The sequence below is a fragment of the Caproiciproducens lactatisolvens genome (genome assembly GCF_052443335.1).
In the GTDB taxonomy this organism is placed as follows: Bacteria; Bacillota; Clostridia; order Oscillospirales; family Acutalibacteraceae; genus Caproiciproducens.
The window spans coordinates 2,813,821-2,830,661 of sequence record NZ_CP195750.1 but is presented as its reverse complement, the minus strand read 5'-3'; the positions used below and the strand labels follow the sequence as shown (position 1 = coordinate 2,830,661).

At 55.8% G+C, this 16,841-nt stretch carries 16 protein-coding genes; 14 read left to right on the top strand and 2 right to left on the bottom strand.

The features are described from left to right. Positions 1–19: 19 nt before the first annotated feature. From rplQ to nagA, 3 genes are all read left to right on the top strand, one after another. Positions 20–361, top strand: a complete 342-nt coding sequence (gene rplQ, locus ACRQV7_RS13880) for a 50S ribosomal protein L17 (RefSeq protein ID WP_219964951.1) — start codon at positions 20–22, stop codon at positions 359–361. Between the two features lie 695 nt (positions 362–1,056). Then, positions 1,057–3,300, top strand: coding sequence for a hypothetical protein (locus tag ACRQV7_RS13875; protein ID WP_444658651.1), 2,244 nt, complete (start codon positions 1,057–1,059; stop codon positions 3,298–3,300). Positions 3,301–3,644: 344 nt separating this feature from the next. Next, on the top strand, positions 3,645–4,781 hold the full coding sequence (gene nagA / locus ACRQV7_RS13870) for an N-acetylglucosamine-6-phosphate deacetylase (RefSeq protein ID WP_444658650.1): 1,137 nt from the start codon (positions 3,645–3,647) through the stop codon (positions 4,779–4,781). A gap of 164 nt (positions 4,782–4,945) precedes the next feature. Here the strand turns inward: nagA and ACRQV7_RS13865 are convergent, their stop codons facing one another. Beyond that, a complete protein-coding gene (locus tag ACRQV7_RS13865; RefSeq protein WP_444658648.1) occupies positions 4,946–6,124 on the bottom strand; it encodes a phosphoglycerate dehydrogenase in 1,179 nt (392 codons plus the stop codon). Between the two features lie 42 nt (positions 6,125–6,166). Continuing rightward, positions 6,167–7,252 carry a 3-phosphoserine/phosphohydroxythreonine transaminase gene (gene serC / locus ACRQV7_RS13860; RefSeq protein WP_444658646.1) on the bottom strand — a complete coding sequence of 362 codons (1,086 nt, stop codon included), beginning with the start codon at positions 7,250–7,252 and terminating at the stop codon, positions 6,167–6,169. A 248-nt stretch (positions 7,253–7,500) separates the two neighbouring features. Here serC and ACRQV7_RS13855 point away from each other — a divergent pair, with 248 nt between their 5' ends. From ACRQV7_RS13855 to ACRQV7_RS13805, 11 genes are all read left to right on the top strand, one after another. Continuing rightward, the gene (locus ACRQV7_RS13855; RefSeq protein WP_275713409.1) at positions 7,501–7,848 is read left to right on the top strand and encodes a DRTGG domain-containing protein; all 348 of its coding nucleotides are present in this window, start codon (positions 7,501–7,503) and stop codon (positions 7,846–7,848) included. Then, on the top strand, positions 7,845–8,279 hold the full coding sequence (locus tag ACRQV7_RS13850; RefSeq protein WP_444658645.1) for an ATP-binding protein: 435 nt from the start codon (positions 7,845–7,847) through the stop codon (positions 8,277–8,279). The genes ACRQV7_RS13855 and ACRQV7_RS13850 overlap by 4 nt, the downstream gene beginning before the upstream one ends. Before the next feature lie 10 nt (positions 8,280–8,289). Further along, a complete protein-coding gene (locus ACRQV7_RS13845) occupies positions 8,290–9,600 on the top strand; it encodes a [Fe-Fe] hydrogenase large subunit C-terminal domain-containing protein (protein ID WP_444658643.1) in 1,311 nt (436 codons plus the stop codon). Then, on the top strand, positions 9,597–9,929 hold the full coding sequence (locus ACRQV7_RS13840; protein WP_444658641.1) for a DRTGG domain-containing protein: 333 nt from the start codon (positions 9,597–9,599) through the stop codon (positions 9,927–9,929). Before ACRQV7_RS13845 ends, ACRQV7_RS13840 begins: the two co-directional genes overlap by 4 nt. Continuing rightward, entirely contained in the window at positions 9,926–10,666 is a 741-nt protein-coding gene (locus tag ACRQV7_RS13835; protein WP_444658640.1) for a PHP domain-containing protein, read from the top strand. The genes ACRQV7_RS13840 and ACRQV7_RS13835 overlap by 4 nt, the downstream gene beginning before the upstream one ends. A 210-nt stretch (positions 10,667–10,876) precedes the next feature. Further along, positions 10,877–11,371: an NADH-quinone oxidoreductase subunit NuoE family protein gene (locus ACRQV7_RS13830; RefSeq protein ID WP_444658639.1), complete on the top strand. Its 495-nt coding sequence runs from the start codon at positions 10,877–10,879 to the stop codon at positions 11,369–11,371. A 2-nt stretch (positions 11,372–11,373) separates the two neighbouring features. Continuing rightward, entirely contained in the window at positions 11,374–11,964 is a 591-nt protein-coding gene (locus ACRQV7_RS13825) for an ATP-binding protein (protein WP_444658637.1), read from the top strand. Then, positions 11,927–12,295: a (2Fe-2S) ferredoxin domain-containing protein gene (locus ACRQV7_RS13820; RefSeq protein WP_275713419.1), complete on the top strand. Its 369-nt coding sequence runs from the start codon at positions 11,927–11,929 to the stop codon at positions 12,293–12,295. The genes ACRQV7_RS13825 and ACRQV7_RS13820 overlap by 38 nt, the downstream gene beginning before the upstream one ends. 16 nt (positions 12,296–12,311) lie before the next feature. Then, a complete protein-coding gene (gene nuoF, locus ACRQV7_RS13815; protein ID WP_444658636.1) occupies positions 12,312–14,102 on the top strand; it encodes an NADH-quinone oxidoreductase subunit NuoF in 1,791 nt (596 codons plus the stop codon). Between the two features lie 14 nt (positions 14,103–14,116). Beyond that, on the top strand, positions 14,117–15,865 hold the full coding sequence (locus ACRQV7_RS13810; protein ID WP_444658634.1) for an NADH-dependent [FeFe] hydrogenase, group A6: 1,749 nt from the start codon (positions 14,117–14,119) through the stop codon (positions 15,863–15,865). A gap of 155 nt (positions 15,866–16,020) precedes the next feature. Beyond that, positions 16,021–16,791, top strand: coding sequence for a YdcF family protein (locus ACRQV7_RS13805; protein ID WP_444658632.1), 771 nt, complete (start codon positions 16,021–16,023; stop codon positions 16,789–16,791). Positions 16,792–16,841 lie beyond the last annotated feature (50 nt).

Below are 16,841 nucleotides of genomic sequence, written 5' to 3'. Positions count from 1 at the left end.
GTAAAGGAGTGATATTTCGATGCCCGGAACCAGAAAGCTCGGAAGAGACACTGACCACAGAACCGCCATGCTAAGGGCGATGGTTACCTTTCTTTTAGAGAATGGCAAAATCGAAACCACAGTGACTCGCGCCAAGGAGGTCCGCTCCATGACCGAGAAAATGATAACGATTGCGAAGGAAAACAATCTGCACAACAAACGTCTCGTTCTGGCCTTTGTTACAAAGGAAGACGTTGCGAATAAACTGTTCAATGAGATTGCTCCGAAGTATGCCGACCGCAACGGCGGTTATACGCGCATCAGCAAGCTTGGCCCCCGCCGCGGCGACGCCGCCGAGATGGGAATTATCGAGCTGATTTAACTTCGTTGTTTATGGATCAAGGCTGCCGCTTCTGCGGCGGCCTTTTTTGGTTCGGTCTATAACTCCTTTCAGTCAAGCCAAACCTCAGCCTCCCTCATAGAGGGAGGTGGCGCGCTCGGCGCGCCGGAAGGAGTTTCGGAGCATCAGGCTTCGATTTAACGTAAGCTGACTGGAAGTGCCGCCGTAGGCGCGTGCCGACCGCATGGTCCGCGTTCAGCGCGCCGGAAGGAGTTTCGGAGCATCAGGCTTCGATTTAACGTAAACTGACTGGAAGCGCCGCCGTAGGGGCGAGTGCCGACCGCATGGTCCGCGCTCGGCGCGTCGAAGGGAGTCCGCAAGCTGCAGGGGGACTCCCCCAGTCAGGCTATGCCCGCCAGCCCCCTCAAGGAGGGGGCCAAATCCTCACCCTCCCAAAAAAGGGAGCTAAAAAGAAGGGGAGACGACAGCCGCCGGCCCCCGCAGGGGGAGGGCAGACGGCGTCTTCTTAAATCTGGCAAAAAACTTAATAAATACTGGTGTTTTTTCAGGAAGCACATGGGGATTTTATCGGATAAAACCGGCATAAAAACTGGGAATAATTACAATATAGAATTATTCTTCTTTTCATTTTATTTTGTATCCGGACTCCTATACAATATGGAAGTCAGAAATACCAACATTGGGCAAAAAATTTACAGAATGAAAGGGAAAGAACCATGAAAAAAACCTTGCAGGTGTTCAGCATGATTCTGGCGCTTACGCTTGTGTTTTCGGTATTCGGAAATACGGCGGCTTTTGCGGCGGAAGAAGAGACACAAATTACCTTCTCAGACGATTTCAACGAATTGGAAACATTGGATCTCAATTCCATGTATTACGGGATGGAGGCGACCGTCAGCGATCCTGCGCTGACGCTTACCGGAGAATCCAGCGATCCGTCCGTAGTCGATGTCTTCCTGGAGGATGTGGAGAACGGAACCTATTATTTCGATGTCGGGGCCATGGGCAACGGCGAAGCGACGCTGACCTTTACGGCTTCCGACGGCACAACGGTCAGCAAAACGCTGAAGGTTGAAGGTACCGGAGAACTCCCTTACACGCTTACCACGGATGTGGAAGGGGATTATTCCCTTGCAAAGGGAAGCAGCAACATTATTAAGCTGCATTACGAGGACAACGATACCTTTTCCTTTCCCTATCTGGCAAGTGACAACGAGGATGTCCTGCATCCGGAGCTGATGGATTACGATGAGGAGAACGGCGATTATTATTACCGTGTGGACGCCGTGGGCGACGCCGGGACAACCGCGAATCTCTACACGGGCGCGGTCGGATTCGTTCCCCAGAAGCTCTGCGCAGTGAGCGTGATTGAGAACGAAATCCTGCATATTGATACTTCCGGCCAATACATCTGCAATGTGAACGACGAATACACCTTTGTGGTTACCTGCAATCTGCCCGATATTGAGCACAGCATCACGACCAGCAGAGAAGGTGCGGTTGAGATCACTCCTCTGGGAAAGACCGGCAGCCAGTACACCTACAAGGTAAAAGCGCTGGAGCCCGGGACCACCCTGATTACCGTCAGCTTCAGCGGAGAAACGGCGTCCTTCTACGTGACTGCCAATGAGGACGACGATTTCCCGGTTGTTTCCACGGAAGATGAAGAGAACGTCACGCTGGAGCAGGGACAGTCCCACACCTACGACCTTTCCGTCATGGGCGGCGGAGTACCGGTGGTCGCAGCGGATACGGACGGAATCGTTTCCGTACAGTTGGAGAAAAAGGACGGCATCCATTATTACTACAAGGTGACGGCCGTCAGCGCGACCGGCGGAGAGACCAAGCTGTCCGTTACATTCCCGGACAGCGAATACGCCAGCGACTATACATACCCGTTAGGCACCGTTACAGCCAAGCCGGGCGATAACGAGCCGAAATCGGATACCAATTCCGATTTTTCCGTGAAGGTTGGCCAGAGCTATACCTTCAGAATCAGCAACGCGGACAGCTTTTTCCCGGGCTCCAGCGGAGTCTTTAAGGTTGAAAAGGCAGGAAGCAAAGACAATTACACCGACTACAAAATCACCCCGATCGGCCAGCCGGGCCAGGCCGCCGGTTTCTATATGGCGGCAAAAGGCCAGTCGAAGAAGGTCTGCGTCGTCACCATCGCAGCGGCGGTGGATCCGACGTCGGACACCAACTACGACTTTACCGTGAAGCAGGGCGCAAGCTACACCTTCAAGATCAGCAACGCGGCCAGCTTCTACCCCGGCTCCGACAGCGTCTTCAAAACCGAGAAAGTGAAAACCGAAGGCAGCAGCGTATTCTATAAGATTACCCCGATTGGCAAGGCAGGCCAGTCCGCCGGCTTCTACATGGCGGGCGCGGGCCAGACGCCGAAAAAGGTTTGCGTTGTCACGGTCGGCGCGGCTCCTGAGCCGAAATCCGACACCAACAATGACTTCACCGTGAAGCAGGGTGCAAGCTATACCTTCAAAATCAGCGACGCGGTCAGCTTTAACCCGGGTTCCAACAACGTGTTCAAGACCGAGAAGGTGAAGACCGAAGGCAACAGCGTTTTCTATAAGATCACCGCGATCGGCCAGCCGGGCCAGTCCTCGGGCTTCTATATGACGGGAGCCGACGGGGCAGGGAGAAAAGTCTGTGTCGTTACGGTCGGCGCGTCGGCAACGGCTGCCCTGAAATCCGACACCAACTCCAATTTCAGCATTGCGAAGAACGCGTCCTATCAGTTCAGAATCACAGCCCCCGGCGCTTCTTCCATCAACTTCAACACGGGTACCAGCGGTGTGTTCCAGGTGACGCTTCTGCGCCACACGGGCGACGATTTCTTCTACAAGATTACCGCAATCGGCAAGTCCGGCCAGCAGTCGGGAATTTATGCTTCCCTTCTCGGCCAAACGGGCCAAAAGCTCTGTGTCGTCAGCATCTCGTAAAGCCCGCGCAGCTTCTTTTCGGCCCTCTCCCAGAGGGGGATGGCAGGCGCAGCCTGACTGAGGGAGTTGAACTCAAAACGGGCTATTGCAAAACGAATTTGCGATAGCAAATGGCACAGATCAATAGCCTGAAACGTAAGAAAATACGTCTTGAAGCGGCTTTAAAAGCTCAATCAAGACGTGTTTTTTGTGCACTGTTTTTCGCTGAGGCCGCTTTGCGGCGGCTCTTTTGTTCTTATAAAACACCTTGAATAAAATATTTTTTCGGTTTATAATACAGATAAAGGATAGAATATTTTTTTCGCCAACAGGCCGGAAAATAAATACAGCAGAGGTGTAATACGATGATTCTGAAAAATGCGAAAATTGTGGACGACAGTTTTCATTTGTGCAATGCCGATCTTGCGTTGGAGGGGGACAAAATTTCTTCCATCGGGCCGGGCCTTTCCGGAAAAGAGGAGTATGATTTTTCCGGATGCGTGATTGTGCCGGGCTTTGTGGATATCCATATCCACGGGTGCGTGGGCGCGGACACCTGTGACGCGGATCCTGCGGGCCTTGCGAAAATGTGTAAGAAGCTGGTGCGGGAGGGCGTCACTTCCTTCTGCCCGACTACGATGACCGTTTCCCACGAGGGGATTGCCCGCGCGCTAAAAAGCGTCCGGGAATGCATGGTTCATCCGCCCGAGGGCGCGGCAATTGCCGGCGTCAATATGGAAGGGCCCTATATTTCCATCCACCGCAAGGGCGCGCAGGCGGGCGAGCATGTAAAGAACCCTGACTTTACAGAGTTCAAAAACCTTTACGATACATACGGCGGGATCATCAAGTTGGTGGATATTGCCCCCGAGTGTCCCGGCGCGGAGGAATTCATCCGCGGGGCTTCCGGGCTCTGCACCGTGTCCATCGCCCATACGACCGCGGACTACGCGGCCGCGAGGCGCGCGTTTGAGCTGGGCGTTTCGCACGTTACCCACCTTTACAACGCCATGCCGGGTCTGACCCACCGGGAGCCGGGTGTGGTCGGCGCCGTGTTCGACGACGGCCGCGTCACCGCGGAGATCATCTGCGACGGTCTGCATATTGACCCTGCGGTGCTTCGCATCACGTTCGGAATCCTCGGGAAAGACCGCGTTGTCGTCATCAGCGATTCCATGCGCGCGGCGGGACAGCCGGACGGGGTGTCCGACCTCGGCGGGCAGACGGTTTATGTGAAAGACGGCGCGGCCAGGCTGGAAGACGGTACTCTGGCGGGCTCCACCACGAACCTTCATCAGGAGCTCAAAAATCTGGTCGGTTTCGGCATCCCCTTCCTGCAGGCCGTTCAGGCGGCTACCCTGAACCCCGCGCGGGAAATCCATGAAGAAGATAAGATCGGAAGCATCAAAGCGGGCAAGTACGCCGACCTGGTTGTGCTGGACTCGGAATTGAATATTAAAATGGTGGTCGCCCGCGGGAAAATCGCGGTGGATAACCGGTGAGAACAAAATAGACGAAGAAGGACCGCTGAGAAATCTCAGCGGTCCTTTCAGTCTGTTGATAAAGTCGCTTCTCCTTTTTTGGCTCCCTCTTCGAGGGAGCTGGCAGGCGCAGCCTGACTGAAGGAGTTTCATAAAAAATGCATCGGAGGGGGAGTGGAATATCATCAGCTTTCGCGAAGAATCCTTACCCGGATGATCTCGGGGAAATTCTCGATGTGTTCGGCGGTGGTCTCTTTTACGTCCCCGGTTACGTCGAGGATGGTATAAGCATAATCTTTTTTGGATTTGCTCTGCATGTTTTCAATGTTGATGCCGCTTTCCGCCAGCGCGCCGGAGAGGCGGCTGATGGTGTTCGGAATGTTGCGGTGCAGGATGCAGATGCGGATGGAGCAGGAGGAACAGTCGCGCGGCATGGAGACCGCGGGCATATTTACGGAGTTTTTGATATTGCCGTTCTGCAGATATTCCATCAGCTCTCCGGCGGCCATGCGCGCGCAGTTGTCCTCCGATTCCGGAGTGGAAGCGCCAAGATGGGGGATGGCGATCACGCCGTCTGCGCCGAGCATGTCGTCGCTCGGGAAGTCGGTCGCGTAAGCCGAGACTTTGCCGGATTCCAGGGCGGAAAGGATGTCCGGAGACACCACAAGGTCCCCGCGCGCAAAGTTCAGAAGCCGTACGCCGTCCTTCATCTTCGCAATGGATTCCGCGTTGATCATGCCTTTTGTGTCCGGCGTCAGCGGGACGTGCACCGTGATATAGTCACAGGAGGTGTAAATTTCGTCAAGGGTGCGGGCGTGCCGGATGGAGCGGGAAAGGCCCCAGGCCGCGTCCACGGAAAGGTAGGGGTCGTAGCCGTAAACCTCCATGCCGAGGCCTTTGGCCGCGTTGGCAACCAGAATGCCGATTGCCCCGAGGCCCACGACGCCGAGTGTTTTTCCGCCGATTTCAGGGCCGACAAACGCGCCCTTTCCTTTTTCGACCAGCTTTCCCACTTCGTCGCCCTTGCCCTTCAGCGTTTTGGCCCACTCGATGGCGGGGAAGATCCTGCGGGAGGAGAGAAGCAGTCCGGCCAGCACAAGCTCTTTGACCGCGTTTGCGTTTGCACCGGGCGTGTTGAACACAACAATGCCCCGCTCGCTGCACTTGTCCAGCGGGATATTGTTGACGCCCGCGCCCGCCCTCGCGATGGCGAGCAGGCTTTTCGGAAGCTCCATGTCGTGCATGGAAGCGGAGCGCACCAAAATGGCGTCCGGGTTTTCCACGGCTTCGCCGCAGCAGTAGTTTTCATCAAAGCGGCCGGTGCCGACCTCCGAAATCTTATTCAGGCATTTTATCTGATACATATCTGTTCACCTACATTTCGTATTTTGAAAGCTTGAAGCGCTTCACAGGTTGTTCTTTTCAAACTCGCCCATGAACCGGACCAGCTTTTCGACGCCCTCAACAGGCATTGCGTTGTAAATCGAGGCGCGCATTCCGCCGACGGAGCGGTGCCCCTTGATATTGACAAAGTCGTGTGCGGCGGCTTCCTTGACGAATTTTGCGTCCAGTTCGTCGCTGCCGGTGATAAACGGAATATTCATCAGGGAGCGGTCCTTCGCGGCGACGGTTCCCCGAAACAGCTTTGAGCTGTCCAGAAAATCGTAAAGCATTCCCGCTTTTTTCTCATTGATCTTCTTCATTTCGTCCAGCCCGCCGACGGTGTTTTTGATCCAGTCGAGCACCAGCATGCACAGATAGATGCAGTAGCACGGCGGCGTGTTGAACATGGAGCCGTTGTCCGCGTGGGTTTTGTAGTTGAACATGGTCGGGGTAATGTCCATGGCGCGGCCGATCAGGTCCTCGCGGATGATCACCACGGTCAGGCCCGCCGGGGCCATGTTTTTCTGCGCGCCGGCGTAAAGCAGCGCGAATTTGCTCACGTCGATCGGTTCGCTCAGGATGCAGGAGGAAATGTCCGCGACCAGGGGAACGTTTCCGGTTTCCGGCAGCTGATGAAATTTTGTTCCGTAAATCGTGTTGTTCAGGCAGATATGAAAATAATCGGCGTCCTTTGTAAAGGTGTCCGGATTCAGTTCGGGGATGTAGCTGAAGGTTTTATCCTTGGAAGAAGCGACCACGTTGGCCGCACCGTAGCGGGCCGCCTCCTGATACGCTTTTGTCGCCCACTGGCCGGTCAGGACAAAGTCGGCCTTGTTGCTTTTGGTCATCAGGTTCATCGGGACCATTGCGAATTGGGAGGAAGCACCGCCCTGTAAAAAGAGGACTTTGTAATTGCCGGGAATGTTCATTACTTCACGAAGCAAACTTTCCGCGGAACAGATGATTCCCTCGTAGATTTTAGATCGATGGGACATTTCCATCACGGATTGCCCACTGCCCTCATAATCCAGCATTTCTGCAGCCGCACGGCGCAGTACAGGTTCGGGCAGCATTGAGGGACCTGCGGAAAAGTTGTAGACACGTTTCATTTTAAGCGCAACCTCCATCTAAAAATTTATGGCGTTCTGCCATATGGTAGATATAATTAATAATTATATCGCTTTAGTTAGTTGAAGTCAATGATGTGTAGAAATTAAATAAACCCGCGCTGCGCCTGGGTTTGCGGGCAGCGGATTCTTTTGTTGCCAAATGGATGATTTATGCTATAATATATCTATAAATCAGATGGAGAGACAGAAATTATTGTACATAAAATCAATTTTCGGGAGTGATTCGAATGACGGTAAACGATATGGTTTCCATTCTGGACGCGGAAATCATTACGGCGGGAGATCTGAATGCGGAAGTGAAAACAGCCTGCGGAAGCGATATGATGAGCGATGTGCTGGCGTTCGTCAAGGACCAGTCGGTGCTTTTGACCGGGCTGAACAATCCCCAGGCCATCCGCACCGCCGAGATGATGGATATGCGCTGTGTCGTTTTTGTCCGCGGAAAACAGCCGGCGCCGGACGTCGTCGAGCTTGCCCGGCAAAAGGAGATCACCCTGCTCAAAACACAGCACAGAATGTTTACTGCCTGCGGCCTGCTGTATACAAATGGTTTAAGTGGGGGCTGTAAAAGTTGAACAACACCCTTTCTTTCGATTACATTGTGCCGGGGGATGATTTCACCCGCGCGGGCGAAGCGTCGAGCGACGTGAAACATAAGCTGAAACAGATCGGGTACGACCCGGACGCCATCCGCCGCGTCGCCATCGCCATGTATGAAGGGGAAATCAACATGGTGATCCACGCGGGGGGCGGGAAGGCGCATGTGGAGATCAGCCCGGAAAAAATAGAGATGATCCTTGCCGATCACGGCCCCGGCATCAGGGACGTTGGCCTTGCCATGCGCGAGGGCTACTCCACCGCGCCCGACAATGTGCGCGCGCTGGGCTTCGGCGCCGGAATGGGTATGAGCAACATGAAAAAATGCAGCGATACCATGGAAATTGACACAAAGGTGGGCAAGGGGACCACCCTGCACATGACGGTGCTTGCGAAGAAGAAACAGTGAGGTGGGAATCATGAACCAGTTTTTCCATTCGGTTACGCTGGACAAGGATAAATGCATGGGATGTACCAACTGCATCAAACGCTGCCCGACGGAGGCTATCCGCGTGCGCGGCGGCAAAGCCAGGATTATTTCGGAACGCTGCATCGACTGCGGCGAGTGCATCCGGGTCTGCCCGCACCACGCGAAAAAAGCAAAATCGGACAGCCTCGACATGATTCAGAATTTCAAATACAAAATTGCCCTGCCCGCGCCGACCCTTTACGGCCAGTTCAACAATCTGGACGACATCGACATCGTCCTGACCGGGTTAAAGGACATCGGGTTCGACGAGGTGTTTGAGGTTTCGCGCAGCGCCGAACTGGTTTCCGAGGTCACCAGAAAGCTGATGCAGGAGGGGAAGCTGGAAAAACCGGTGATCAGCTCCGCCTGCCCCGCCGTGGTCAGGCTCATCCGCGTGCGGTTTCCCGACCTCTGCTCCCACGTGCTCCAGCTCAACTCGCCCATGGAGACGGCCGCGCGCATCGCGAAACGCGAGGCGATGAAAAAGACCGGGCTGCCCCGCAGCCAGATCGGCGCTTTTTTCATCACGCCCTGTCCGGCCAAGGTCACGGCTATCCGGATGCCGATCAGCTGTAAAAAATCCGAAGTGGACGGCGCGATCGCCATCAGCGAAATTTTCGCGAAGCTTGCCGCCGCGATGGAAAACCTGAAAATTGTGGAACCCCTCGCCCGCTCGGGGATCATCGGCGTCGGCTGGGCTTCCAGCGGGGGAGAGTCCTCCGCGCTGCTCAACGACAAATATCTGGCCGCGGACGGAATCGAAAACGTCATCCGCGTGCTGGAGGAGCTGGAGGACGAAAAGATCCGCGAGCTGAACTTTATCGAGCTGAACGCCTGCTCGGGCGGCTGCGTCGGCGGCGTGCTGTGCGTGGAAAACGCCTATGTCGCGAAAGCGAGGCTCCAGCGCCTGCGCCGGTATCTGCCCGTTTCGCAGAACCATATCGACGGGCGGATCCCGGGCGGCATGAAGTGGCAGAAAAACCTGCTGTTCACCCCCGTGCTGAAGCTTTCCGACGATATGAACGAGGCGCTCAGGATGATGGCGGAAATCGATGAAATCTGTGAGGAGCTGCCGGGTCTGGACTGCGGCTCCTGCGGCGCGCCGACCTGCCGCGCGCTGGCGGAGGACATTGTCCGCGGATTTGCGAAGAAAAACCAGTGCATTTTCATCATGAGGAAGGAAATCAAAAACGTCGCCGACGCCCTGTCGTCCATGGGAACATTCCCGCTGCTGAGCGACGAGGAGGAGAAAAAATCATGACGGTAAAAGAGCTTGCGGAAAAGCTTTCACTGAAGATTTTATCGGGACGGGAAAGCCTTTCCCGGGAGGTAACGGGGGGGTATACCGGCGACCTGCTCAGCTGGGTCATGTCCCGGCTGCCCGAAAACGCCGCGTGGCTCACGGTCATGGGCAACATCAACGCGGTGGCGGTGGCCTCCCTGAAGGACGCCGCCTGCATCATCCTGACCGATTCCGCGCCGTTTGACGCGGAGGCGCTGGAAAAAGCGCGCCAGCTCGACCTCCCGGTGCTTTTGTCCGAACGGAACAGCTACGAGCTCGGCCTGAAAGTCGCAGAGCTTCTCAGATGATACGGGTATTTTATGATCTGCATCTCCATTCGTGCCTGTCTCCCTGCGGCAGCGAAGACATGACGCCGAACAACCTTGTCAACATGGCGCTGCTGCTCGGCTATGATATCATCGCGCTGACGGACCACAATTCCTGCCGGAACGTGCCCGCGGCGGTCAAAGCCGGAGCGGCGCGCGGGCTGCCCGTCGTACCGGGGATGGAGCTTTGCACACAGGAGGAGGCGCACGTGATCTGCCTGTTCCCGACGGTGGAAGCAGCGCTTGATTTTGACCGGTATGTAGCGCAGAAAATCCCTAAAATCCGGAACAGGCCGGAAATTTTCGGCCGCCAGACCGTGATGGACGAACAGGATACGGTCGTCGGGGAAGAAGAAACCCTTCTGCTCAACGCGGTTTCCGTCAGCGTGAACCATGTGTACAGGCTGGCGCGCGGCTTCGGGGGGACGGCCTTTCCCGCCCATGTTGACAAAAGCGCGTACAGTGTCCTTTCCAGCCTCGGCTCCCTTCCGCCGGAAGCGGATTTTACCGCCGCGGAAATCAGCGCCAAAGGCGACGTGCAGGTCCTTCTTCACAGGAACCCCGAGCTGAGAGATTTGATTCTTTTAAAAAATTCGGATGCCCATTATCTGGAAAATATGCCCGACCCGTCCGCGTCGGTGCTGCTCCCCGAAAAGTCGCCGGAATGTCTCATCGCGGCGCTGAACAAAGAAATACGAACGGAATGGAACAGAGGATAACAGCCGGAAGCACCGAAAAGTGCCCGGCTGTTTTTAACTTAATTTTACTTAAAATAATGCTGCATGTTCATAAATTTTTGTGACTTATTGAACAAAAATCATAGATTTTATCAGAGGTGTATGCTATACTAAAGAACAATGGATTGCAGGAAACTTTTGTTGCCGCCACGACATTTTTTCTGCATTGATAAACCGCAAGGAGGAACAAGAATGCAAAAACGTATCAGCAGCTTGCCTTTCCAGGGAACCGCCGGGCAGCGGGAAAAGCTCGACGGGATCATCGAAAGGCACAAACAGCAAAGAGGCGCCATACTGCCTGTTTTGCAGGAAGCACAGGAGGTTTATGGCTACCTTCCGGCAGAGGTGCAGAGCATCATTGCCGAGGGACTGGGCGTACCGCTGGAAGAAGTATATGGTGTTTCCACCTTTTATTCCCAGTTTTCGCTTACCCCTAAAGGAAAATACAACGTGTCAATCTGCCTGGGGACGGCCTGCTACGTCAAGGGGGCGGCGGCGGTGCTGGACAAATTGACTTCCGTTTTGGGTATCCAGCCGGAGGAGTGCACTCCGGACGGTAAATTTTCGCTGACTGCCTGCCGCTGCGTGGGTGCCTGCGGTCTGGCTCCGGTACTGACGGTGAACGGGGATGTTTACGGACGCATGACCCCGGAGGAAGTGGAACAGGTACTGGAAAAATACGAATAAAGATGCGCGAACTGTCTTTAAACGTGATGGATATTGCACAGAATTCAATTTCCGCAGGTGCGAAGCTGATTGAGATCGACGTGTGTGAAGAACCGAGGACCGACAGACTGACCATCCGGATTTCGGATGACGGTGCCGGTATGACCGCCGAACAGGCGGCTCGTGTGACGGACCCGTTTTTCACCACCCGCACTACCCGCAAAATCGGGATGGGAGTGCCGCTCTTTAAAATGGAAGCCGAAATGACGGGCGGAAGCCTCGGCGTCGCTTCCCAAAAGGGCGTGGGAACCACAATCACCGCAGTCTTTGTGCCGTCCCATGTGGATATGATTCCGCTCGGGGATATCAATTCCACGGTGCTGCTGCTGATCACCTGCAACGAAGACAGGAATTTTGTCTTTCATCACAAAATGGATTCCCGAGAATTTACCCTTGATACGCGCGAACTGCGCGCGGTGTTAGGAAATGAGGTCAGGCTGAATTCACCGGAAGTGATACAGTGGATCAAAAACTGCCTCAGTGAAGAAACCCAATTCATTAAGGAGGAATCAACAGATGAAGTCTTTAGCGGAACTTCAGGCGATCAGGGATAGAGCCCGCAGTCAGGTTATTCTCCGCGAAAACAACGACAACGCGATCCGCGTTCTGGTGGGAATGGCCACCTGCGGAATCGCCGCCGGGGCGCGCCCGGTTTTAAACGCTATGGTGGAAGAAGTCGCTAAGCGCGGTCTTGCCAACGTCACGGTCACCCAGACAGGCTGTATCGGAATCTGCCAGTTTGAGCCGGTCGTGGAAATTGTGACGCCCGGGCAGGAAAAAGTGACTTATGTAAAAATGACGCCTGAAAAGGCGGTACGCGTGGTGAACGACCACCTGGTAAACGGCAATGTGGTAACGGAGTATACCATAGGCGCCAATTCGTAAAAAGGAGGCAGCATTCATGTATCGTTCCAATGTACTGGTTTGCGGCGGTACCGGTTGTACCTCCTCAAACAGCGAGCTGATCATCTCAAAGCTCAAAGAAGAAATTGCGGTCCGGGGACTGGACAAAGAGGTCAATGTGATCCGCACCGGCTGTTTTGGCCTCTGCGCCCTCGGCCCGATTATGATTGTATATCCCGAAGGTTCTTTTTACAGCAGGGTGACTCCGGAGGATGTCCCCGAAATTGTGGAGGAACATCTTTTAAAGGGCAGAATTGTCAAACGTCTGCTTTATCAGGAGACCATCGTAGACGACAATACCATCAAGTCTCTGAACCATACGCCGTTCTATGAAAAACAGAACCGCGTCGCGCTCCGGAACTGCGGCGTCATCAATCCCGAGTGCATCGACGAGTACATAGCGGTGGACGGTTACACCGCACTGGGCAAGGTTCTTACGGAAATGACCCCGGAAGAGGTCGTCGACGTGGTGAAGGCTTCCGGCCTGCGCGGCCGCGGCGGCGCGGGTTTCCCGACCGGACTGAAATGGAGCTTTGCCGCGAAAAATCAGGCGGATCAGAAATATGTCTGCTGCAACGCCGACGAGGGCGACCCGGGCGCGTTTATGGACCGCTCCGTGCTGGAAGGCGACCCGCACACCGTATTGGAAGCCATGGCGATCGCCGGTTACGCAATCGGCTCGTCCCAGGGCTATATTTATGTCCGCGCCGAGTACCCCATCGCGGTCAAGCGCCTGCAGATCGCCATCGATCAGGCGAGGGAATACGGCCTTTTGGGCAAGAACATTTTCAATACGGGATTCGATTTCGACATCGGGCTCCGCCTCGGCGCCGGCGCGTTTGTGTGCGGCGAGGAAACCGCTCTGATGACCTCCATCGAGGGCAAGCGCGGCGAGCCGCGCCCGCGTCCTCCGTTCCCGGCGGTCAAGGGCCTGTTCCAGAAGCCGACCATTCTCAATAACGTGGAGACCTACGCCAACATCACCCAGATCATTCTGAAGGGTGCGGACTGGTTTGCCTCCATGGGCACCGAAAAATCAAAGGGCACCAAGGTGTTCGCTCTGGGCGGAAAAATCAAGCACACCGGCCTTGTGGAAGTGCCGATGGGCACCACCCTGCGCGAGATCGTAGAGGAGATCGGCGGCGGTGTTCCGGACGGACATACCTTTAAGGCCGCTCAGACCGGCGGCCCCTCCGGCGGCTGTATCCCGGCCTCTTATCTGGACATTCCGATCGATTACGACAACCTGCTGTCCATCGGCGCCATGATGGGTTCCGGCGGACTGATCGTGATGGACGACACGACCTGTATGGTCGATATCGCGAAATTCTTTCTGGAATTCACTGTGGACGAATCCTGCGGCAAGTGCACGCCGTGCCGGATCGGCACCAGGCGCCTGCTCGAGGTGCTGGAGAAGATCACCAGCGGCAACGGCGCCATGGAGGACCTTGACCGGCTGGAAGAGCTGTGCTACTACCTGAAGGAAAACTCCCTGTGCGCTTTGGGCCAGACCGCGCCGAACCCGGTGCTTTCCACCCTGCGCTACTTCCGCGACGAGTACGTCGCCCATGTAACCGAGCACCGCTGCCCGGCCGGCGTCTGCAAGGCGCTGACCAACTATTTCATCCTTGAGGACAAATGCCGCGGCTGCACGCTGTGCGCGCGCAACTGCCCCGTCGGCGCGATCACCGGCAGCGTAAAGGTTCCTCATGTCATCGATACCAAGAAATGCATCAAGTGCGGCGCCTGCATGGAAAAATGCAAGTTCAGCGCCATCATCAAGAAATAAAGGAGTGTGCCATAATGGAAAACATGGTCAATATAAAAATAAACGGCATGCCCCTCTCAGTGCCGGCTGATTCCACGGTTTTGGAGGCGGCAAGGCTCGCCGGGATTGATATTCCGACCTTATGCTACCTGAAAGGGATCAATGAGATCGGTGCCTGCCGTATGTGCGTGGTAGAGGTAAAGGGCGCGCGCTCTTTGGTTGCTTCCTGCGTTTATCCGGTGAATGAGGGGATGGAGGTTCAGACCAATACGGCCAAGGTCCAGCGGTCCAGAAAAATGACGCTGGAAATGCTGCTTTCGGTCCACAACAGGGACTGCCTCGCCTGCAGGCGCAGCGGCACCTGCGAATTCCAGACCCTGTGCAATGAGCTGGGCGTGGAACAGACCGACCGTTTCGACGGGGCCAGGCCCGACGCGACCAGGGACGAGTCGACCCTGCACCTGATCCGCGACAACTCGAAATGCATCCTCTGCCGCCGCTGCGTGGCGGCCTGCGCGGACCAGCACGTCGCCGTCATCGGCCCGAACTGCCGCGGCTTTGATACGCATATCGCCTGTTCCTTTGAAAAACCGCTCAACGACGTTCCCTGCGTTTCCTGCGGCCAGTGCATCGTGAGCTGCCCGACCGGCGCTTTGACCGAGCGCGACCAGTGCGACGAGGTAATGGCCGCGCTGAACGATCCGGAAAAGTATGTGGTCGTACAGACCGCGCCCGCCATCCGCGCGACGCTCGGCGAGTGCTTCGGCCTTCCGGTCGGAACCAACGTCAAGGGCAAAATGGTTGCCGCTCTGCGCCGCCTGGGCTTTGACAAAGTGTTTGACACGGATTTCGGCGCCGACCTCACCATCATGGAAGAGGCCAACGAGCTGCTTGAGCGTGTACAGAACGGCGGCCCGCTGCCGCTGATCACCTCCTGCTCGCCGGGCTGGATCAAATTCTGCGAATACTATTACCCGGAGCTGCTGCCCAACGTTTCCTCCTGCAAATCCCCGCAGCAGATGACCGGTGCGGTCATCAAGACGTATTACGCGCAGAAGAACAACATCGATCCGGAAAAGATCGTGGTTGTCAGCGTAATGCCCTGCGTCGCGAAGAAATTTGAAGTCCGGCGCGAGGATCAGAACGGAGCCGGCGAGGGCATCCCCGACACCGACATCGCGATTTCGACCCGCGAGCTTGCGCACCTGATCAATATGGCCCATATCAACTTCAACCGTCTGCCGGACGAGGATTTCGACCCCGCGCTGGGCGTTTCCACCGGCGCCGCGGCGATTTTCGGCGCGACCGGCGGCGTGATGGAAGCCGCCCTCAGAACGGCGGCCGACACGCTGGAGGGCAGAAGCCTGGATTCCGTGGACTATACCGAGGTGCGCGGAATGGATGGCATTAAAGAGGCTGTTTATCATGTCGGCGGCATGGACGTAAAGGTCGCCGCGGTCAGCGGACTGAACAATGCCAACAAAGTCCTTGAAAAGGTCAAAAACGGCGAAGGCGGCTATCACTTCATCGAGATCATGTGCTGCCCCGGCGGCTGCATCAACGGCGGCGGCCAGCCGATTCAGCCCGCGGCCGTCCGCAGCTTTACCGACCTGAAGGCGGAAAGGGCAAAGGCGCTTTACGAGGAAGACAGAAACCTGCCCCTGCGCAAAAGCCATGACAGCCCGCTCATCAAAATGGTCTATGAGGAATTCTTTGAGAAGCCGGGCAGCCATAAGGCCCATGAAATTCTGCACACAAGCTACGTGCCCCGTAAAAAGTACTAAATCACCAATGCCTCCGGACCAAAAGTTCGGAGGCATTTTTATGGGAATTATGATATAATAATCGCAAGCGAATAGGATATCCGCATCAGCCCCCTCGGGGAGGGGCCGAAAAGAAATCGCGGTGATAGCGGAGCACGGACGAAAGGGAGGCGGAAATGCTGAAAAAACGGATTGTAAAAATTTTAGCGATGGCGGTTTCCCTTGGAGGGCTTGTCTGGTTTCTGATTCCGATCCATTGGGGTGTGCTGAATATCGGCAATGCGTCTGGAATCGCCGTATGCGTCCTCCTCTTTCTGACCGCCGTGTTTTCCGGCGCGATCGGCCGGAAATGCAAAAGCTCCAAAGGGCTCCGCGTTTTTTGCCGTACCGTGCTGGCTTTGTTCTGTGCCGGGGTGCTGTGGGCCGCGGTGCTGACCGGGCTGATGATTTACGGCGCGGGAGCGGGACAGGCCTCCCCGCCGGCGGACGCGACGGTGGTCGTGCTTGGCAGCAAGGTAAGCGGCACCGCGCCAAGCGCGGATTTGCGGGTGAGGATCGAAACGGCGGCCGCGTATCTGAAAGACCACCCCAACGCGAAATGCATCGCCAGCGGCGGGCAGGGAAAAGGCGAACTGGTGACGGAAGCTTCCGTGATCCGGGAGCACCTTGTGAAAAACGGGATCGACGCCTCCCGGATTCTCGCGGAGGATACGTCGGTTTCCACACAGGAAAACCTGAGCAATTCGCAGGCGCTGATTGAGAAAAACGGGCTGAATCCCGTGATGGCGATCGTTACGGACGACTACCACCAGTACCGCGCCGGAAGAATCGCCGCCGGGCTGAAAATCACGTCCTACCCGGTCAGCGCGCCGACGCCGTGGTATATTTTTTCCTCCTGTTACGCGCGGGAACTGCTGGCGCTGACAAAGTTCTTTGTTTTCCCCTGATTCATGACTGAAATACAGAAAAAATCTTTACTATTTGTATAAAATATGAC

Coding starts and splice junctions, on each gene's coding strand:
- rplQ (WP_219964951.1), top strand. CDS start 20: ATGCCCGGAACCAGAAAGCTCGGAAGAGACACTGACCACAGAACCGCC.
- ACRQV7_RS13875 (WP_444658651.1), top strand. CDS start 1,057: ATGAAAAAAACCTTGCAGGTGTTCAGCATGATTCTGGCGCTTACGCTT.
- nagA (WP_444658650.1), top strand. CDS start 3,645: ATGATTCTGAAAAATGCGAAAATTGTGGACGACAGTTTTCATTTGTGC.
- ACRQV7_RS13865 (WP_444658648.1), bottom strand. CDS start 6,124: ATGTATCAGATAAAATGCCTGAATAAGATTTCGGAGGTCGGCACCGGC.
- serC (WP_444658646.1), bottom strand. CDS start 7,252: ATGAAACGTGTCTACAACTTTTCCGCAGGTCCCTCAATGCTGCCCGAA.
- ACRQV7_RS13855 (WP_275713409.1), top strand. CDS start 7,501: ATGACGGTAAACGATATGGTTTCCATTCTGGACGCGGAAATCATTACG.
- ACRQV7_RS13845 (WP_444658643.1), top strand. CDS start 8,290: ATGAACCAGTTTTTCCATTCGGTTACGCTGGACAAGGATAAATGCATG.
- ACRQV7_RS13840 (WP_444658641.1), top strand. CDS start 9,597: ATGACGGTAAAAGAGCTTGCGGAAAAGCTTTCACTGAAGATTTTATCG.
- ACRQV7_RS13835 (WP_444658640.1), top strand. CDS start 9,926: ATGATACGGGTATTTTATGATCTGCATCTCCATTCGTGCCTGTCTCCC.
- ACRQV7_RS13830 (WP_444658639.1), top strand. CDS start 10,877: ATGCAAAAACGTATCAGCAGCTTGCCTTTCCAGGGAACCGCCGGGCAG.
- ACRQV7_RS13825 (WP_444658637.1), top strand. CDS start 11,374: ATGCGCGAACTGTCTTTAAACGTGATGGATATTGCACAGAATTCAATT.
- ACRQV7_RS13820 (WP_275713419.1), top strand. CDS start 11,927: ATGAAGTCTTTAGCGGAACTTCAGGCGATCAGGGATAGAGCCCGCAGT.
- nuoF (WP_444658636.1), top strand. CDS start 12,312: ATGTATCGTTCCAATGTACTGGTTTGCGGCGGTACCGGTTGTACCTCC.
- ACRQV7_RS13810 (WP_444658634.1), top strand. CDS start 14,117: ATGGAAAACATGGTCAATATAAAAATAAACGGCATGCCCCTCTCAGTG.
- ACRQV7_RS13805 (WP_444658632.1), top strand. CDS start 16,021: ATGCTGAAAAAACGGATTGTAAAAATTTTAGCGATGGCGGTTTCCCTT.